The sequence below is a fragment of the Anabaena azotica FACHB-119 genome, assembly GCF_014697625.1.
Taxonomy (GTDB): Bacteria; Cyanobacteriota; Cyanobacteriia; order Cyanobacteriales; family Nostocaceae; genus Trichormus; species Trichormus azoticus_A.
Genome location: NZ_JACJSG010000051.1, coordinates 1 through 17999 on the forward strand (window position 1 = coordinate 1; position 17999 = coordinate 17999).

General features: G+C 40.7%; 16 protein-coding genes and 1 pseudogene. 8 read left to right on the forward strand and 9 right to left on the reverse strand.

What is annotated here, in order from left to right; all coding sequences use genetic code 11:
• Nucleotides 1-256: 256 nt before the first annotated feature.
• Complete coding sequence (locus tag H6G83_RS28025; protein WP_190478167.1) at nucleotides 257-787, reverse strand: peptidylprolyl isomerase; 531 nt, start codon at nucleotides 785-787, stop codon at nucleotides 257-259.
• Nucleotides 763-1029, reverse strand: a complete 267-nt coding sequence (locus H6G83_RS28030) for a hypothetical protein (RefSeq protein WP_190478169.1) — start codon at nucleotides 1027-1029, stop codon at nucleotides 763-765. The genes H6G83_RS28025 and H6G83_RS28030 overlap by 25 nt, the downstream gene beginning before the upstream one ends.
• 853 nt (nucleotides 1030-1882) lie before the next feature.
• Here H6G83_RS28030 and dnaK point away from each other — a divergent pair.
• The 3 genes from dnaK (at nucleotide 1883) to H6G83_RS28045 (ending at nucleotide 6383) form a co-directional block, all read left to right on the forward strand.
• Complete coding sequence (gene dnaK, locus H6G83_RS28035) at nucleotides 1883-3784, forward strand: molecular chaperone DnaK (RefSeq protein ID WP_190478172.1); 1902 nt, start codon at nucleotides 1883-1885, stop codon at nucleotides 3782-3784.
• A gap of 379 nt (nucleotides 3785-4163) precedes the next feature.
• Nucleotides 4164-5075, forward strand: coding sequence for a ribonuclease D (locus H6G83_RS28040; RefSeq protein ID WP_190478174.1), 912 nt, complete (start codon nucleotides 4164-4166; stop codon nucleotides 5073-5075).
• Between the two features lie 462 nt (nucleotides 5076-5537).
• Nucleotides 5538-6383, forward strand: coding sequence for a tetratricopeptide repeat protein (locus tag H6G83_RS28045; protein WP_190478176.1), 846 nt, complete (start codon nucleotides 5538-5540; stop codon nucleotides 6381-6383).
• A 485-nt stretch (nucleotides 6384-6868) separates the two neighbouring features.
• On the opposite strand, the gene H6G83_RS28050 is transcribed toward H6G83_RS28045, so the two are convergent.
• Both H6G83_RS28050 and trmB read right to left on the reverse strand, forming a co-directional pair.
• The gene (locus H6G83_RS28050; protein WP_242044874.1) at nucleotides 6869-8260 is read right to left on the reverse strand and encodes a hypothetical protein; all 1392 of its coding nucleotides are present in this window, start codon (nucleotides 8258-8260) and stop codon (nucleotides 6869-6871) included.
• Between the two features lie 341 nt (nucleotides 8261-8601).
• Complete coding sequence (trmB, locus tag H6G83_RS28055) at nucleotides 8602-9261, reverse strand: tRNA (guanosine(46)-N7)-methyltransferase TrmB (protein ID WP_390822970.1); 660 nt, start codon at nucleotides 9259-9261, stop codon at nucleotides 8602-8604.
• Between the two features lie 274 nt (nucleotides 9262-9535).
• Here trmB and H6G83_RS28060 point away from each other — a divergent pair, with 274 nt between their 5' ends.
• On the forward strand, nucleotides 9536-10657 hold the full coding sequence (locus H6G83_RS28060) for a site-2 protease family protein (protein ID WP_190478180.1): 1122 nt from the start codon (nucleotides 9536-9538) through the stop codon (nucleotides 10655-10657).
• Between the two features lie 240 nt (nucleotides 10658-10897).
• Here H6G83_RS28060 and sfsA read toward each other — a convergent pair whose 3' ends face one another.
• The gene (gene sfsA, locus H6G83_RS28065) at nucleotides 10898-11623 is read right to left on the reverse strand and encodes a DNA/RNA nuclease SfsA (protein ID WP_190478182.1); all 726 of its coding nucleotides are present in this window, start codon (nucleotides 11621-11623) and stop codon (nucleotides 10898-10900) included.
• A 249-nt stretch (nucleotides 11624-11872) separates the two neighbouring features.
• Here sfsA and H6G83_RS28070 point away from each other — a divergent pair, with 249 nt between their 5' ends.
• Both H6G83_RS28070 and H6G83_RS28075 read left to right on the forward strand, forming a co-directional pair.
• Complete coding sequence (locus H6G83_RS28070) at nucleotides 11873-12541, forward strand: 2OG-Fe dioxygenase family protein (protein WP_190478184.1); 669 nt, start codon at nucleotides 11873-11875, stop codon at nucleotides 12539-12541.
• Between the two features lie 501 nt (nucleotides 12542-13042).
• On the forward strand, nucleotides 13043-13603 hold the full coding sequence (locus H6G83_RS28075; RefSeq protein ID WP_190478186.1) for a Uma2 family endonuclease: 561 nt from the start codon (nucleotides 13043-13045) through the stop codon (nucleotides 13601-13603).
• A 5-nt stretch (nucleotides 13604-13608) separates the two neighbouring features.
• On the opposite strand, the gene H6G83_RS28080 is transcribed toward H6G83_RS28075, so the two are convergent.
• On the reverse strand, nucleotides 13609-14757 hold the full coding sequence (locus H6G83_RS28080; protein WP_390822974.1) for a DUF711 family protein: 1149 nt from the start codon (nucleotides 14755-14757) through the stop codon (nucleotides 13609-13611).
• 24 nt (nucleotides 14758-14781) lie between these two features.
• Here H6G83_RS28080 and H6G83_RS28085 point away from each other — a divergent pair, with 24 nt between their 5' ends.
• Both H6G83_RS28085 and H6G83_RS35610 read left to right on the forward strand, forming a co-directional pair.
• The gene (locus H6G83_RS28085) at nucleotides 14782-16050 is read left to right on the forward strand and encodes a tetratricopeptide repeat protein (protein WP_190478190.1); all 1269 of its coding nucleotides are present in this window, start codon (nucleotides 14782-14784) and stop codon (nucleotides 16048-16050) included.
• A gap of 131 nt (nucleotides 16051-16181) precedes the next feature.
• Nucleotides 16182-16262: pseudogene (locus H6G83_RS35610) on the forward strand (element excision factor XisI family protein); the annotation flags it as partial.
• 22 nt (nucleotides 16263-16284) lie between these two features.
• Here the strand turns inward: H6G83_RS35610 and H6G83_RS28095 are convergent.
• Genes H6G83_RS28095 through H6G83_RS28105 form a run of 3 tightly spaced genes read right to left on the reverse strand, consistent with a single transcriptional unit; the run spans nucleotide 16285 to nucleotide 17615 of the window.
• Complete coding sequence (locus H6G83_RS28095) at nucleotides 16285-16482, reverse strand: hypothetical protein (protein WP_190478192.1); 198 nt, start codon at nucleotides 16480-16482, stop codon at nucleotides 16285-16287.
• 30 nt (nucleotides 16483-16512) lie between these two features.
• Nucleotides 16513-17172 carry a phosphoribosyltransferase gene (locus H6G83_RS28100; protein ID WP_190478194.1) on the reverse strand — a complete coding sequence of 220 codons (660 nt, stop codon included), beginning with the start codon at nucleotides 17170-17172 and terminating at the stop codon, nucleotides 16513-16515.
• Between the two features lie 35 nt (nucleotides 17173-17207).
• Nucleotides 17208-17615: a DUF2267 domain-containing protein gene (locus tag H6G83_RS28105; protein WP_190478196.1), complete on the reverse strand. Its 408-nt coding sequence runs from the start codon at nucleotides 17613-17615 to the stop codon at nucleotides 17208-17210.
• Nucleotides 17616-17999: the final 384 nt, after the last annotated feature.

Genomic DNA, 17999 nt, shown 5'->3' on the forward strand with positions numbered 1-17999 from the left:
AGAGAGTTTGTAACGGATTGTAAAGGTGTATCACTATAGCTTTACTTAACTGTCATATAAGAGCAAGTTATAGATAGGACTTACGCAAGTGTCATAATCAAACTAACTGTAGTAGCTTGTCCAGACTAAAATAGTGCAATACCAATCTATCATCTGCGTTCATCTGCGTTTATCTGCGTTCGATTTTTCTCAAATCTATTGCCACATTTTAGTCCGGTCGCGCTACTACTTAATATTTAATAGTTGACTTATAATCTCAATCGTGATACACGATATTGTTCAACTTATTTTGTAACCAAGACTGAAACAAAGATTCCATGATTTGCTCTCTAACTGCTAGGGTTAATTGCAGAGGAAACCACTTTTCAACCTTGACAACGTGATAACCTAATTTAGTTTGAATAGGCCCTAAAATTTCGCCTTCCTCCACATTCTTAATAGCTTCAGCTACATCTGGTATTAGTTCTACCAAAAAGCGAGTGCCGACAAACCCACCTTTTTCTTGTGATGTCTTACCTTTTGAGTATTCCAACGCTAAGGCACAGAATGAAGCTTGTCCTTCGCGTAGCAACTGGACAATTTTCCAAGCTGTTGCTAAGTCTACAACAAGAATCTGCGATATTGCCACTCGTTTGTAGCGATCGCGGTTTCTCATATATTCACCATCTACACTCGGCCCAAACAAAAATTCTTTGAGTTGTTTGTCTAAAAGCTTTATTCTAATTCCTTGTACCCAGTCTTCCATACTAATACGCTGCTGGTCTAACCAAGCGATCGTTTCCTGCATTTCCCATTCCCAAAGGACTTTTGATATTGAAGCTTTGACTGAATAGCAGTAATTAACATCCAGCCAGAATATTGCACGACTCGCCGCATGAAATCAGGACGAAGTTCTAAAATTTGCGGGAACTCAGCAGTATATGCGATCGCCAAAGCAGCAAGCGAAGGTTGCAGTAGTTCCAATGGCGTAGTCGCCATCCGTAAAGACTCATCAATACTCATCGTCTTACTTGTAATTAAGCTTTTCATGGCTATACGACATTTGATATAGGTAGCTTTAAATTACTTGATTCCAGCTAAATAGTTATGCCATCCCCGCACTCTTGGGGTTAAAAAGTACCCCTATGTAATTTGAGAATTTTGATATTAAGCTTGTTTTTTCTTTAAAAGTGACCGCTTGTCAAGGAATAGATGAGAGATTGAATATAATTTATCTTCCTGTAGTTAGACATTTAGTTATATAAGGTAAGATTTTATCGAAGCTTTTGGTACAGACATTATTGAAGGAGTTTTATTTTTGTTTCTGCTGTACTTCAAATTTGATGACAATATCTTTAGCATTTATCTAAAGGATTTTTCCAGAAGAGATGATTTAAAAAAACAAGCGATCGCATTTCTAGAATAATGATAATCATTTTAATAGGAAAGTCTTTGCTGTACCACAATCAAAAACCAGAACAATGACCACTCTCCGACCTTTAGAGAGTGTAGCGGAGATAGGCAAATGACCATGCACTATGGACTATGGAATCATAACTAATGACCAAAAGACGGCAAACACCACAATAGCGTTACGGTTGACCCTAATTACTTGCGGTATTAATTCTCATAAATTAGACACAGTGAAAGTAATTTAATCCATGAACCAACTAGAAACAACTATTAAAACTAACCGTCCCAACCCTGGTTCGGTAAACCACCCTTCATGGACTGGCGATTACTAAGCTTCAGTATATATATCAGCATAACTTGGCATTTCCTACCCAGGAAGACCAAAAAAAGGTTATGGATGCTGAACTGACTGCTTTTTTGACTAGTTGGTTCAAAAATTGAGCAATTTATATTCCCATTCATTTGTAGTTATACGGAGCCAGCACCGAAAATGGCAAAAGTAGTTGGAATTGACTTAGGTACAACTAACTCCTGCGTCGCAGTAATGGAAGGTGGTAAACCCACAGTTATTGCTAACGCAGAAGGTTTCCGCACCACACCGTCAGTAGTAGCATTCGCTAAAAACGGCGACACCTTGGTAGGACAAATCGCCAAGCGCCAAGCGGTGATGAACCCCGAAAATACTTTCTATTCTGTGAAGCGCTTCATTGGTCGCCGCTTCGACGAAGTGACAAACGAAGCGACAGAAGTTTCCTACAAAGTTCTCAGCAGTGGCGGTAACGTCAAATTAGACTCTCCTGGGGCTGGTAAACAATTCGCTCCCGAAGAAATTTCTGCTAAAGTTCTCCGCAAACTAGTTGAAGATGCTAGTAAATACTTGGGCGAAACCGTTACCCAAGCTGTAATTACCGTTCCTGCATACTTCAACGACTCCCAACGCCAAGCCACCAAAGACGCTGGTAAAATTGCTGGTATTGAAGTATTACGGATTATCAACGAACCTACAGCCGCTTCCTTGGCTTACGGTTTTGATAAGAAGAGTAACGAAACCATTCTCGTATTCGACCTTGGTGGCGGTACATTCGACGTATCCGTTCTCGAAGTAGGCGACGGCGTATTTGAAGTATTGGCTACTTCTGGTGATACCCATTTGGGTGGTGACGACTTCGATAAAAAAATCGTTGATTTCTTAGCTGAACAGTTTAAGAAAGACGAAGGTATCGACCTCCGCAAAGACAGACAAGCACTGCAACGTTTAACAGAAGCCGCAGAAAAAGCTAAGATTGAGCTTTCCAGTGTGACCCAAGCGGAAATTAACCTACCATTTATCACCGCTACCCAGGACGGCCCCAAGCACCTGGATATGACACTGACCCGTGCTAAGTTTGAAGAACTCTGTTCTGACTTGATTGACCGTTGTCGCATTCCCGTAGAAAGTGCGCTCCGCGATGCCAAGTTAAGCAAAAATGACATCGATGAAGTTGTATTAGTTGGTGGTTCTACCCGTATCCCCGCAGTACAACAACTAGTTAAGAATCTTTTGGGTAAAGAACCCAACCAAACCGTTAACCCTGATGAAGTGGTAGCAGTTGGTGCAGCCATCCAAGCTGGTGTATTGGCTGGTGACGTTACAGGTATCTTGTTGTTAGACGTAACACCATTGTCCTTGGGTGTAGAAACCTTGGGTGGTGTGATGACCAAGATTATTCCTCGCAACACCACAATTCCCACCAAGAAATCCGAAGTATTCTCTACAGCCGTGGATGGTCAAACCAACGTGGAAATTCACGTCCTCCAAGGTGAACGGGAATTTGCTAACGACAACAAGAGCTTGGGAACCTTCCGTCTCGATGGTATTCCCCCAGCACCACGCGGTGTACCTCAAATCGAAGTTGTATTCGATATTGACGCTAACGGTATCCTCAACGTTACCGCTAAGGACAAGGGTACAGGTAAGGAACAGTCCATCAGTATTACTGGTGCTTCCACCCTTGACAAATCCGACGTTGACCGCATGGTGCGCGAAGCTGAACAAAACGCTTCATCTGACAAAGAACGTCGTGAGAAAATTGAGCGTAAGAACCAAGCTGACTCCTTGGCATACCAAGCTGAGAAGCAAATCCAAGAATTGGGTGATAAAGTCCCCGAAGCTGACAAAACCAAGGTTGAAGGTTTAGTCAAGGAACTGCGCGAAGCTGTTGCTAAGGAAGATGACGAGCAAATCAAGAAGCTAACTCCAGAATTGCAACAAGCACTATTCGCGGTTGGTAGCAACATCTATCAACAAGCTGGCGGTGCTGCACCTGGCGCTGACGGCCCTCAAGATGGCGGTTCTACTTCTTCTGGCGGCGGTGATGATGTGATTGACGCTGATTTCACTGAAAGCAAGTAATCTAGGTAATGATTTAGGGTACATTAATTTGTACCTACTCAATATTGCCCACTCAGGCTGATGCTTGGGTGGGAATTTTTTTTGGGACTGGGGAAGGGGGAAAGGGGAAGCTTTCAAGGGCAGGTTTTTTACACTTCGACCCAAAAACACTGATTTTAGGGTGTAGGGGTATAAGGGTGTAGGGGTGTAGGGGTAGATGAAAGTCTGATAATTTACTGAATCTTATAGTCCTCACTGATTACTTTATGAAAAACCTGCCCTTAAGAGGAAAGGGGAAGGGGGAAGGGGGAAAGGGGAAAGGGGAAAGGAAGAATTTAACCTCTACCTCCTGATAACTGATAACTGATAACTGATAACTGATAACTGATAACTGATAACTATGCCATACTTAACTGATGCTAGGGAAATTAACAATATAATTTCTAAATATAGTGAAGCTGCTACTTTATGGATTGATACAGAAGTGGCGGAATTTAATAGCCGTAGTGCTAGATTATCGTTGATTCAGGTATTAGATGATCCTGATGATATGAGTGGCGATCGCGTTTACCTTTTGGATGTACTTGAGCAGCCGAATTTGGTAGCTGATTTTGTTGAGCAAATCATGGTCAATCCTCAGATTGAAAAGGTTTTTCACAATGCTAGTTTTGATGTGAAATTTTTGGGTAATAAGCGAGCTAAAAATATTACCTGTACTTTAGATATTGCTAAAAAAATCCCTTATTATCTCCTACCTGTACCTAATTATCAACTACAAACTTTAGCTACATTATTATGTAATTTTAATAATATTGATAAACAAGAACAAACTAGCAATTGGTCGCAACGACCCTTAACTGAAGAACAAATAGAATACGCTTATTTAGATTGTATTTACTTGGCGCAAATCCATCGGCGTTTGTTAGAGTTACAGGCAGAAAGTAACCCTGACCCAACCACAGAAGATGTAATAGTTCTCAACGCCAGATACAGGCAAATTGAGGAGCAGTGGAAACTGTTAAACTCTGAATATGAGCATTTACAAGAGCGTTTAAAAAAGGCTATGCAGGCTCAGGATATTTCGGAAACTCCTTTGTATAAGCTGACAAGTTACGATCGTAAAGTTGTCAAGGTGCAGTTTTCGCAATTGGCAGATTTAGTCCAAACACAAGGTATCGATTTAGATTTTCCGGTAACACTCACTCAAAAGCTACAAAAGGATTTAGGGGAAAATCTCGAACAATTGTCTGTAGATATTGAGCAAAGCACCTCTTCAAGGCTGACTCCGAAAAATCAGGACAATAATTCGTAATTTGTAGTTTAAATTATTATACAGTTTATTGGGCGGATAAAATTACGGTAATTGTCCCTGACGCAGAAATACAGCATATTTTGGGTAAATGAGGTACAAGCCTAAAACCCAAAACCATGTAGAGACGTTACATGTAACGTCTCTACAGGATTTCACGAATAGCGAAACTGCTGTAGATTCAACCAAATCAAAAGCAACTGACAAAAAGAATTTGTTAAGTTTCCCGATTTGTATAGTGATTTACTGTTAATTAAACCGAGGGTAAAAGTTATCAGCACTTCCCCTTGAAGTGCTAATTTTAGGTTTTAGATTAACAGATTTTTTTAATCTAAAATCGCTATTTAAACTACCAAATTGAATAACTGGGGATATCTGTATACAGTTATAGTCAATATTAAGTTGGATAATTGACTATGTTTGGTACTACTTTTATCCAGTTATCATGGCGGTTCAGAACAACTTATGAAACGGTGGTTATTGGAGCAAGGGCGGGTGAAGTTAAAAAAAATATTAACTATAGGTGTGCTTACCGCACTGAGCGCAATTACCAGCGTTTCCTGTAGTAATAACAAAGAAGTGTTGGTGACGGAAATAGGTGTCAGTCCTCCTAGCCGTCGGACGACAACTAACAATTCGCAAGCTGGGCAATTATACATCCAAGGGCAAAGACAGCATTCTCAAGGTGACTCACAAGCGGCGATCGCATCCTATGATAAGGCGATTAATCTAGATCCTGATTATGGCGCAGCTTACAGAGGAAGGGGATTAGCTTACTTCGATTTGGGAGACAAGCAAAAAGCGATCGCCGACTACAACGAAGCAATTCGCCTTTCCCCCAATGATGCCGAAGCCTTTAACAGCAGGGGAAACGCCCGCGCCTCTGTTGGTGATAACGCTGGTGCAATTACCGACTACAATGAAGCGATTCGCCTTTTCCCCAACTACGCCGAAGCCTACAACAACCGGGGTAACGCTCGTTCTGTCCAAGGAGACAAAGCCGGCGCTATCGAAGATTTTAACCAAGCAATTCGCCTCAACCCCAGATATGCGATCGCCTACAACAACCGAGGTAACGCCCGCGCCGCCCAAGGAGATAGCCAAGGGGCAATATCCGACTACAACCAAGCCATCCGCCTCAACCCTAACTTCGGCCCCGCCTACAATAACCGAGGTAACGCCCGCGCCGCCCAAGGCGACAAACAAGGAGCCTTAGAAGACTTGAAACAAGCAGCAGAAATCTTTCAACGGCAAAATAACAACGACTTGTACCAGCAAGCAATGAACAATATCAAGGAACTGGGACAGTAGGGGCTGGGGACTGGGGACTGGGGAAAGGGGAAAGGGGAAGGGGAAAGGGAAAGGGGGAAAGGGAAAGGGGGAAGGGGGAAAGGTAAAAGACTATCTCCCCTGCTCCTCTGCTCCCCTGCTCCCCCACTCCCTCAAAAGAGGTTTATCGTAATTCCGAGGGTTAAAGACCCCTACGTCTGTACGTAGCAAATTTTCAGTTGGGGTTTAAATCCCCAACTGTTCGCGTAGCGTGCCGTAGGCAAAATGTCTTTAATGCGCGAATGCGTGAATGCGTGAATGCGTGAATTGTTAATAGCCCTGCTTTTTAAGGGGGGGCTGTTTCATCCCCTAAAAAACCATAATTGACAAGCGTATCAATAAAAAAACCAAGTAGCGCACAGTAGGGGCGCACAGCTGTGCGCCCCTACTCACGTATCTGTCGCATTCTTTTTTTTAATTGGTATAAAAATTCCTTGTCTGTTGAAAACAAGGAATTTAACAAAATATTACTGCACAGCTACAGCCGTTTGTTGACTATAATATTCAAGCTGAGGATAGACGCTAATAATACTATCGCCAACCACAAAAAATGTACCTGCTTGCTCATATTTGGAAAACTCTAAATTGGGGTATTGAGTAGCAAGTTCTTCAGCCGTCATTGCTGGCGTTACCATTGCATCCGGTAATTTACCTGTGACACCAATATAAAATACTAAAGGAGAAATTTTCTCCTGGTAAATTTGCTCTGTATATCCGTCTAATCTTGTTTTAGCCTCTGTTAATGCTGCGACCATCTCTCCTTTATTTACACTCTCGCCAGCATTTTTAGACTGTAATATTTGTCCCAAACTATCAGCACCAACCTTGGCGAGAATATCTTTAACTTTGCCGTTAGTATCTAAACCCAGAAAATCATCAAAAATCGTCTGCATTAACTCATCGGCTTTTGTAATTTTCATCCGGGATGATAACAGCTTATGTCTAAACGCCAGATTTTCGTTAAAAGCCATCACAAAATTAGGCTTGGTGAAAATTTCTCCCGTTTCTTTATCATAAACTCGATACATCCGGTCAAGGAATTTATTAGCAGAATAAAACTTATTGAGGTTCAAAATTTCTTTACTGCCAATATCAATTTTATAACTAATGCGTGATTCAATCTGACCGTTATCTATGGCTTGTTGGCGATTTTCGTATTCCTTAGTTGTCGGGAAGTTGATATAAACATTACTAGAAAGGTAGTGAGATTTCAAATCATCTAGCTGGGGTGGCACAAATACATCAGACTCACCTTTAAGATGAGCAGCAATTACACTAGATAATACTTTGATTTCTGCTAATTCATCAAACAATCCATCAAGGTTGGTGTAGTTGACATTATTGGATATTAGGGGTAAGGTATCTAGTTGGATAGTATATTCCAGGCGAAAATCAAAATCATCAGCATTTACAACATTTTTTTGTTTGAGTATGTCAAACAATTTCTTACTACTGATTTTCACTTGTAATGACTTGATATTCAACCTACCATCACAGACAATTGTGTAATTATTAAAGCTATTCAAGTCATTAACTAATAACCCTGCAACCTCAAGTACTGGTGTTTTATTTTCAGCTTTCACCAGCTTAACTTGACGTTGAACTAACATATTCAAAGTGGCTGTGTTGCGATTTAAGTCAAATTTACTTACAAGCACATATTCAACGTTATCTAAATATTCTGTCCGCAACCAAGGCTGGCTAATTTCTCCATTTATATCTCTCACACCTGGGATTCGTTTGATACTTGTTCTTTGATAATTGTCTCGCAGATGCTTGATATTAATAATGAAGTTGTTGCGGTATTCTGTCAAAATTCCGATGAGTTCTAGCAGAGAGATTTTATTATGATTTGTCATGCTGCTATTGTCCATGTTCGGTGTATAAGCTAATACAGTTCAGTTAAGACTAGATAGAATGGCAAATTTGATTGAACATCCTGATTTCTTCCTTCTCTTCGAGAGGCTGCGCCAACGGTTCCCAACGGGTACGGCGTTTATCGGCGTTTATCGGCGGTTAATTATTCTTATCTAAACCGTATTGGTGTATAAGCAAATAAATTTGATTGCAATTAGTTGTTACTAAATGCTTTCAATTGCAATATTCATATTTATATAGTACATTAGTACTAATAAAATGTCAATAGCATACAGGGTGTATGGTATACACCTTTGCAAGACAGCCAAATTTCTCTTAAAAATTACCGGACTCTTGCAAATACAGCGCGATAAACTGGTTCACCTCTACTTTGCGTAGTGACTTCTCTTTCTGTGGGGACTGGGAGGGGATTTTCGGCTAACCATTCGCCTGTCCCCACTCTATTAAAAGCGGGATTTGCAGCAAAGCGATCGCACATTTCCACAGCCACAAATTCCATATCTGATTGCAGAAAGACAACACCACCAACAGCCAAATAATTAGCGATATCTGCAACTAATTCTGGTTGTACCACACGCCGTTTTGCATGACGAGTTTTAAACCAAGGATCGGGGAATTGAATAGTCACACGCTGTAAAATGCCTGTAGGTAAAGAAGATAATAGCGGTTGTAATGAATTATTGGCGTTGCAATACAAATAGTGGAGATTGGTTAAACCCAACTGAGAACGTAACTGATTAGCCTCTACTACCAAAGGTTCCCTAATTTCCAAACCCAGAAAATTCCAATTGGGTTCTACCTGCGCCATTTGCAAGACAAATCTACCTCTAGCACAACCAATATCCAGGTGTAACGGTTGCTGGGAATTGCTATAAATTTTCTCCCATTCCAGAGGATTAGCTGGTTGACTATATTTTTTAGCTAGTGGGTTAACGTGCTGACGAACGCGGACAAATGGCAAAGCTAACACTCCTAAAATCACAACTTTAAATATAGCAATTCAGTTATCAGTTATCAGTTATCAGTTATCAGTTATCAGTTATCAGTTATCAGTTATCAGGTGATGTTCACTGTTAGCTGTCCATTGTCCACTGTTCACTGATAACTGTTCACTGACTCTCCCCAGTGCAAAAACCACACCAAAAGGGACGGACACCTCTACTGTAGGAAATATTAAATTGGCTTAACACTTCGTTACACTATGAAGAGTGAGTGAAAAACACAACACTCACACAATGTAATTCAAGGTGAACGACATGAATGGAACAATTCGCGTTGGTAATCTCTTCGGGATTCCTTTTTATATCCATCCGTCGTGGTTTTTAGTTCTGGGTTTAATTACCTGGAGTTATAGCGGTGGACTCTTAGCACAATTTCCCCAACTATCTGGGGGGTTGGCTTTGATACTGGGATTGACGACGGCGCTGTTATTGTTTGCTTCTGTCGTCGCCCATGAATTAGGACATAGCTTTGTGGCTATGCGTCAAGGAATTAACGTTGATTCGATTACACTATTTATCTTTGGTGGTTTGGCTAGTTTAAAACAAGAGTCAAAAACACCATCTGAAGCTTTTTGGGTAGCGATCGCCGGGCCTTTAGTCAGTCTATTATTATGTGGTATCGTCACACTGATTGGTTTAACTACCCCAGTCACAGGGCCATTAGCGGCGATTCTAGGAGTTTTAGCTTCTGTAAACTTAGCATTGGCGTTATTTAACCTGATTCCCGGTTTACCCTTGGATGGGGGAAATATTCTTAAAGCCATTGTCTGGAAAGTCACAGGTAATCCCTATAAAGGTGTGGCTTTCGCCAGTCGAGTTGGACAAATCTTTGGTTGGATTGCGATCGCCTCTGGTATAATTCCCATATTATATTTTGGTAGCTTCGCCAACATCTGGAATTTATTAATCGGCTTCTTCCTACTCCAAAATGCAGGTAATGCAGCCCAATTTGCCAGAGTGCAAGAAAAACTCACAGGCTTAACAGCCGCAGATGTAGTCACCACCGATAGTCCCATCGTTTCCGCCAATCTTAGCTTGAGACAATTCGCCGACGAACAAATCATACAAGGGCAGAACTGGCGACGGTTTTTAGTCACCAACAACGAAGGACAATTAGTAGGTGCGATTAATCTTGATGACTTGCGAACCATCCCCACCACATCTTGGACAGAAACTCCAATTCAACAAGTCATGCGCCCAATTCAGTCTACCACCATCAACTCAAATCAACCATTGTTAGAAGTAGTGCAACTACTAGAACAACAAAAATTGTCCGTCCTCCCCGTAATTCGTGACAATGGTGTACTAGTAGGAATTTTAGAGAAAGCCTCCATTATCAATCTATTGCAAAGCCCAACCCAACCCAACCCTGCATAGTTTTCTCATCGAAAAAACGCTCCTTCTCTAATATCTCTCAGAAATTCTGAGGGATTTTTTTACTAGGACTTACGCAAGTGTCATAATCAAACTAACTGTAGGGTGCGTCAGCCCCAATAATTTCGTACACATTCTGTGGATTTTCCACATCTGATGCACCATACCCCATGTGCCAATTGCGTAAGTCCTGTTTACGTTAAATTATATTGTGGGCATTGCCTATTCTTCCCAGTCCCCTAATTAAATTACCAGCTTTGCTAGACCTAAATAACGGATACCTTCAGGGGTAACATCAAAACGGCAAGGTAAGACTTCTAAACCTAGTGCGATCGCCTCTCGTAACAACTTACCATATATATGATCTGTACTATCACCAGGGGCAAACTCTGTACAATCGCCTCGATTGATAAAATACAGCATGACCGCCCGCATTTGTGGCAATAGCGCCGTTAATTCTCGTAGATGCTTCTGTCCCCTTGTGGTTTCCGTATCAGGGAATAACGCTAAAGTGCCATTTGCCCAAGTTGTATTTTTTACCTCTAAATAAATTGGGCGTTCTGTATCACTCCCTGTCAAGAAGAAATCTACGCGGCTTTTCTTATCTAAACCGTAAACTACCTCGCCTTTGATGTGGTTATAATTACCCAATTCGGGAAACAAGTATTTTGCCAAAGCCAACTTAACTATCTGATTAGGTAAAGCAGTATTCACGCCTACCCAAGTCGGTTCATTATCGTGAACTTGAATCAGTTCTAAAGTATAAGCCAACTTGCGGTTAGGATTAGCACTTTGAGAAATTTGTACCGCACTACCTGGAGTCGATACACCAGTCATCGGCCCGGTGTTAGGACAGTGTGCTGTCACAACTTCGCCAGAATCCAATTGTACATCAGCAAAAAAGCGCTTGTAGCGCTTCAGCAAAATACCAGGATACAGGGTTGGGTAACGGTATAGCCAATCAATCATTTTGTGAGGGAGATGAGGGAGCAGGGGAGCAGAGGAGAAAAACCAACTAACAACTGACAACTGACAATATACACCCAAGCACGACCCATATAAATCCCGTCAATAAGGTTTTGTCATGTCTTTATCACAATTTGTCAATTTTTGTAGTTAAATTGACGACATTTTAATAAAAAGAAGCATATACTCGGTGGTATAAGCCTCCCATAGAGAGAAATAGGGAGGGTTGCAACCTGCAAGGAGAAAAATCCTATGCAAATAGTCGGGGGAATGACGGAATTAGAATATGCCTTTTTGTTCACTCTCAGAAAGGTAAATTCAATTCAAACAGCAGATTTTCAACCGTTTTTTAACAATTTACCACTTGATCCTTATATTAAAGGCAACTATCGTTCGCGTAGATTATCTCGGTTTATAGTTGCAGAGAATCAGTTGATCAAGCTACCACATGGTTATCTATTCCAAGGTAAAGATTACAATCCATTACTGGGGGATATTAAAAGAGAGTTTGCAGAATTAGATGATAGACTTATAGGGCTTAATAGCTTTCAAAATTTAGTATTAGCATTTAGCGATTCTTGTAAGCTTCATCCAGAAGCGGAAATCGGCGTACATCAAATCAGGACTACTTGTTCTCCAGAAAATTTTGGCAATCCTGCACCTGAAGGTATCCATCAAGATGGTACTGATTTTATCGGTATCTTCTCCGTTGATAGAGAAAATATTCAAGGTGGAGAAACACATTTATATACTGCCAAAAAAGAGAAACCCGTATTTAGTAAGATACTTCATCCTGGGGAATTATTATTAGTTAACGACCACGAATTTTATCACTTTACTACTCCAATAAAACCACAGACTGAAGCTCAAGGAATTAGGGATGTTTTTGTCTTGACTTCTCCTAGTTTATTGACTGATTAAAGCTTAATTTTTTCCTGTAGAGACGTTGTATACAACGTCTCTACATTATATAGGAATCCGATTTGATTTCTAAAAAAACGTGAGTTCGACCAGCGTTGTTTTGACCTCTCCCCCAACCCCTCTCTCTTGAAAAGTTCTGTACGCCGCAAGCCCGCGCACCCTACGGGTTCGCGTAGCGTCTCGTTAGAGAAGCAAGCTACAGACTTTTCGCTCCTACGAGGAGAGGGGTTGGGGGTGAGGTATTTTTTCGTTTCTCCTCCCTCTCCTACGAGGAGAGGGAGGTTGGGAGGGAGAGGTTCATCGAACTCACGTAAAAAAAATCTCAGTGTAGTATTTGTAGGCCGATGCACCGCCCACCAAATCCATGATATGCCGATGCAATGCCCACCCTACGTAATATTTCAAAAATAAAGTATGAGTCCTATATATTTAGCGCGACTTTATAAAAAATTGGGGTAAACTTTTTGTTTATAAGGTAGCACAAAGGCTTAAAAAATTGTTATGACCATAACTACCTATAAGTGGACAATTGAACGTTATCATCAAGCAATAGAAGCTGGTATATTTGATGACCAACCCATAGAACTGTTGCGTGGTGATCTGATTGTTATGCCTCCAGAACGTGAACCTCACGCCTACTACAACACAGAAGCCGCAGATTATCTCCGTGCATTACTTGGTGAACAAGTAAAAATTCGCGATCGCAAACCTATTACATTACCCAACAACTCTGAACCAGCACCCGATATTGCCATTGTTAAACCGCTAGGTGAAGTTTATTTAAAACACCATCCTTATCCTGAAGATATATTTTGGCTTATCGAATTTTCTCAAGCTACCCTCAGCAAAAATTTAGGTGAGAAAAGAGAAATATACGCCGAAGCTGGTATTGTTGAATATTGGGTTGTCAACCTCAAAAATTCTCAGTTACAAGTATTTCGTAATCTTGAAAATGGGCAATATACAACTGAAATAATACTAACTACAGGTACTATCTCACCCAGAAGTTTTCCTGATGTATTCATTCCAGTTGAACGCCTTACAGGTTTTCTGAGAAGATAGACAAATTAATTAACTGAAAATATTTGACAATCAACCAAATAGGAAGAATTAAATGATGTTATTTCCCCAGTTTTTTTATCAGGAATGGGAAATAATCTTGCCGATAGGGGTTTATTCAGTTTAAAGGCTAAAGTTGCCATATCACTTAAAATATCCGCAATCTTTTCGGTTGTGATGTCGCCGGGAATAGGCACAGTATCTAGTCCACAACCACAAACTGCTGAATACAACAATAAGTTAGTAATATCATAAGTTTGTTCATTAGCTCTGGTGGCTAAACCAATATCTTCACATACTGGTAACATCAATCCAGAATAGCCACAGTTTTTATTTGATACGCTTTTTAAAACCCGCGTTAGCATTCCCGAAATTGCTAGAGTACCAGGATTGCCAAATTTACCATCTAGCAATTTTTCATAGGCGAAAGCAATACTATTTTCTTTATCTAGAGATGGAGTTAGAGAACTGTCTACGCCATGAAATTTTATCTCAAATTGAGTCGAGATTTTTTCAGCGATCGCCACTACTTTACCAACCTCTAATTTTAAAGTATTTTGCAGCTTAATTTCAGCATCTTCTAAATCCCTAGCTTGAGAAAAAACCTGCATCACCAACTCACCAAGCTCTAAGCCAATGGTGAAAGATGTTGCACCTACATGATAGGATGTAGGAAAAAATGGAATATTTGCAGGACAATTAGCCCAAGCACAAAAGCGAAAATTACCAAAGCCATTATCGCTTTCCTGAGAGATACGTTTAATAGCTTGTGCTGATTCTCTGACGTTTTTTAAGTGACTCCTAATTTTACTAGAACAGTAAATTACAGATGTATTTTTCTTAAGTTCAGGAATAATTTTTATAGTTTCTGGGCTACTAGCGTAGCCGATACTAAAAAAGCTGACATCCATACTTTGGCAGAGTTCTTCTAAAACCTGCACCTCTTTCATAATTGCACTCAAAGATAAACCAGCTAGATATTCTTCCCAAGTATTTGTAGAAATTCTCGTTGTTTGCACTTCATAGCCTTGTTCTGCAAAAATCATCTGTGCTTTTTGATTAAAATTAGCAGCCATTTTGATTTTTGCTGTCTCTTTGGGCGAATCAAGTGATATACCAGTAGTGATAGTTCTAATTTTCATAGTTGTGCCTTCCACAAGCTGGAAATATATAAAATTGCTATGAATAACGAGTTTTACAACCAAGGGCTTTTAAAAGCTCAACAAAAAGACTACGCTGGAGCCATTGAGGAATTTAGCCTTGCTTTAAAAGCTGATCCTTACTTTGCTGAGGCTTATTTACAAAGGGGTTTGGCTTATTATGACTCAGGAGCAATACTTGCTGCTGTGTCAGATTACACCGAAGTTATCAAGCTGAACCCTGAAATTGTAGAAGCTTATTACTGTCGTGCATTAGCGCGACTGGCGCTGAAAAATTTACCAGGGGCGCAGGAGGATGTAGAACAGGCTATTCGGCTTAATATTAATTATGCTGCGGCTCATAGCTTACGAGGTACGGTGCGACGCAAACAGGGTTATATTCAAGATGCGATCGCCAGCTTTAAAAAAGCCGCAGAATTATACTTACAACAAAAAGATAAAGAAAACTGTCGTCTGTGTCTGGAGAAAATTAAACAGTTACAGCCAGCAGAAAAACCAACCATACAGCAAAAAACCGCACCCATTGCATCGATCAAATCTGTCAACGAATATTTCACCCAGCTACTAGACAAAGCCGAGAAGGGAGATACAACAGAAGCCATAGCCGATTTAAACTGGATATTACAAGCCGATCCGCAGGATGCACAAGCTTATTGCTGTCGGGGTGTGGTGCGTTGCAAAATGGGGAATTATCGAGAAGCGATCGCCGATTTTAACCAAGCACTACAATTAAATTTTCCAGATGCGGCCGTTTATCGTAACCGAGGAAAAGCACGTTCTTTCTTAGGTGATCATCAAGGTGCGATCGCCGATTTTCATCAAGCCATCCAGATGCAGCCAGAAGACATCTTAGCTTATGTTGCCAGAGGTAATACCTATCGCGCAATGGGTAATTATCTCGGTGCAATTCAAGATTATAACAAAGCACTGCAAATTAACCCCAATGATGCCCAAGCTTACTACAATCGCGCTCTTGCTTATACCTTCCTAGAAGAAATGCAAAACGCTATTGAAGACTATCGAAAAGCAGCCAGTATCTTTTGTGAACAACAAGACTGGGAAAATTACCAACAAACCCAAGATAGCCTCAAACAAATTCAGACATCTGTTCCTGAATATAAAAAACAAAAGTCTAATTTGCTACGTCAAAAACTCCTGCGGTTGGTGGGTGGACATTGGGAAATTGCCCAAAGATTGATTCAGCAGAAAAAAGACAATTATCTGGGAATGTCTGAGGAATGGTATATGCAGAAAGTCATCGATGATTTAGAAAGCGATCGGCGTAGGTAAAGGATAGAAATCTTGAGTAAAATATTTTATGTCAACAAAATATAAATTCCTATAGAGTGAGGTTTGGTTGAATTATATATTGATATAGACGCAGAAAAAATTATTACGGCTGAAAAACAAGGGGAGAAAATTTAGGTGTTCCTAAACAAGATATTGTACTAGGATTTGACTCTTCTTATAAAAGACAATTTACAGATTTTGCTGTTGGCTAATATAGTTTATATCAGTTTTTTGCTATAGTTTGGGTTCCGCTTGAGGATGAGCATTATCGATGTGCTGAATTAAACTTTCAGCCATTTCTACTGCTATTAAAATCAACTGCTGTTCCATTTGCCCATACCCACCCTCTTCACTAATCTGGGAATAAATATGAGGGTTAGATAGCATTGCTGCTAATAATTGGGATGCAGTTTGCTTTAATTCATTATTCATACTGTTTTTTAACAGAAAGTATGTCTATTTTCAGAACAATAATGGCTGATGGTTATTAGTAGCTTTATTTAATAACTCGCGGACTTCATCATCCGTAGTTTGGGGAAATTTCTCATACCACATACCAACGCTATAAAATGGGCTAGGCGTATTTGCACAGATAACTTTTTGCACCTTGCTGCATATCTCCTCACAAGTTTCCGGTGCAGCAACTGGTACAGCAACGACAATTTCTTGAGGTTGCTTTTGTCTGACAGCAATTATCGCAGCCCACATGGTTGCACCAGTTGCTAAACCGTCATCAACCAGAATCACAATTTTACCTTTTAAATCGGGAAAAGGGCGATCGCCCCGATACATAGTTTCCCGTCTTTCTAGTTCCCTTTGTTGTTGGGCTGCAACTGAGGCTATTACTTCATCAGGAATCTGGATTTGCTCAACAATACTTTGATTGAGGATACGCACACCACCAGAAGCTATCGCTCCCATCGCCAATTCTTCATTTTCAGGCACACCTAGTTTGCGTACTATTAGTACATCTAAGGGAGCATTTAAGGCTTGAGCCACTTCAAAACCGACGGGAACACCACCTCTAGGTAACGCTAACACCAGCACATTGGGGCGGTTAGCGTAATCTGCTAACTTTTGAGCCAAAACTTGACCTGCTGCTGTCCGGTCTTTAAATAGCATGGTGTTACACTCCTGGTATTCTGCTCAAATCCTGTCTAAGTATTAACCTGCATCTTTCCTTGGCTTCCTACCTCAAACAATTGTTCAAATTCTGGTGGTAGTTGAGTACGAATATCTTGAATTTCTCCAGGGCTAATAGCCTCAGCTAATACCTTAATTACCGCACGCGCATGATTAACCGCTTTTGGTAACTCTACGCCTTCTCTGAGACTAATTCTCTGAAAAAATTCATCTAAGGATAAACGCACCCCTGTACCTGCATATTGATGTTGCAGATATTGGGCAATGCCTTTAGGCAATTGTGCCGCAGCATTGTTAGCTTCGTTTCCGGCTAGACGTTCCGCTAATGTTTCTAAGGTAGCACGGGTCGCAAGTTCCGCATCACCGCTTGTTCTCAAATTGGCGCGATGTCTCACTTGTGCGATAAACTCATCGTGCTGCATATTCCCTCCAAATCAGCTTTAGTTAGACTGAGCTGATTGTAGAAATTTTCAAATCAAATATCCTCTGACTAACGAAACGACTCTGCATTCTGCTAATCTGCCTAATGGGTTAATTAAACGTGAGTTCGACCAGCGTTGTTTTGACCTCACCCCCAACCCCTTTCCTACGAGGAGAGGGGAGTAAGACAATACGGTTCAGATAAGAATAATTAACCGCCGATAAACGCCGATAAACGCCGTACCCGTTGGGAACCGTTGGCGCAGCCTCTCGAAGAGAAGGAAGAAATCAGGATGTTCAATCAAATTTGCCATTCTATCTAGTCTTAACTGAACTGTATTGGGGAGTAAGAGGGTGATTTTTTCGTTTCTCCTCCCTCTCCTACG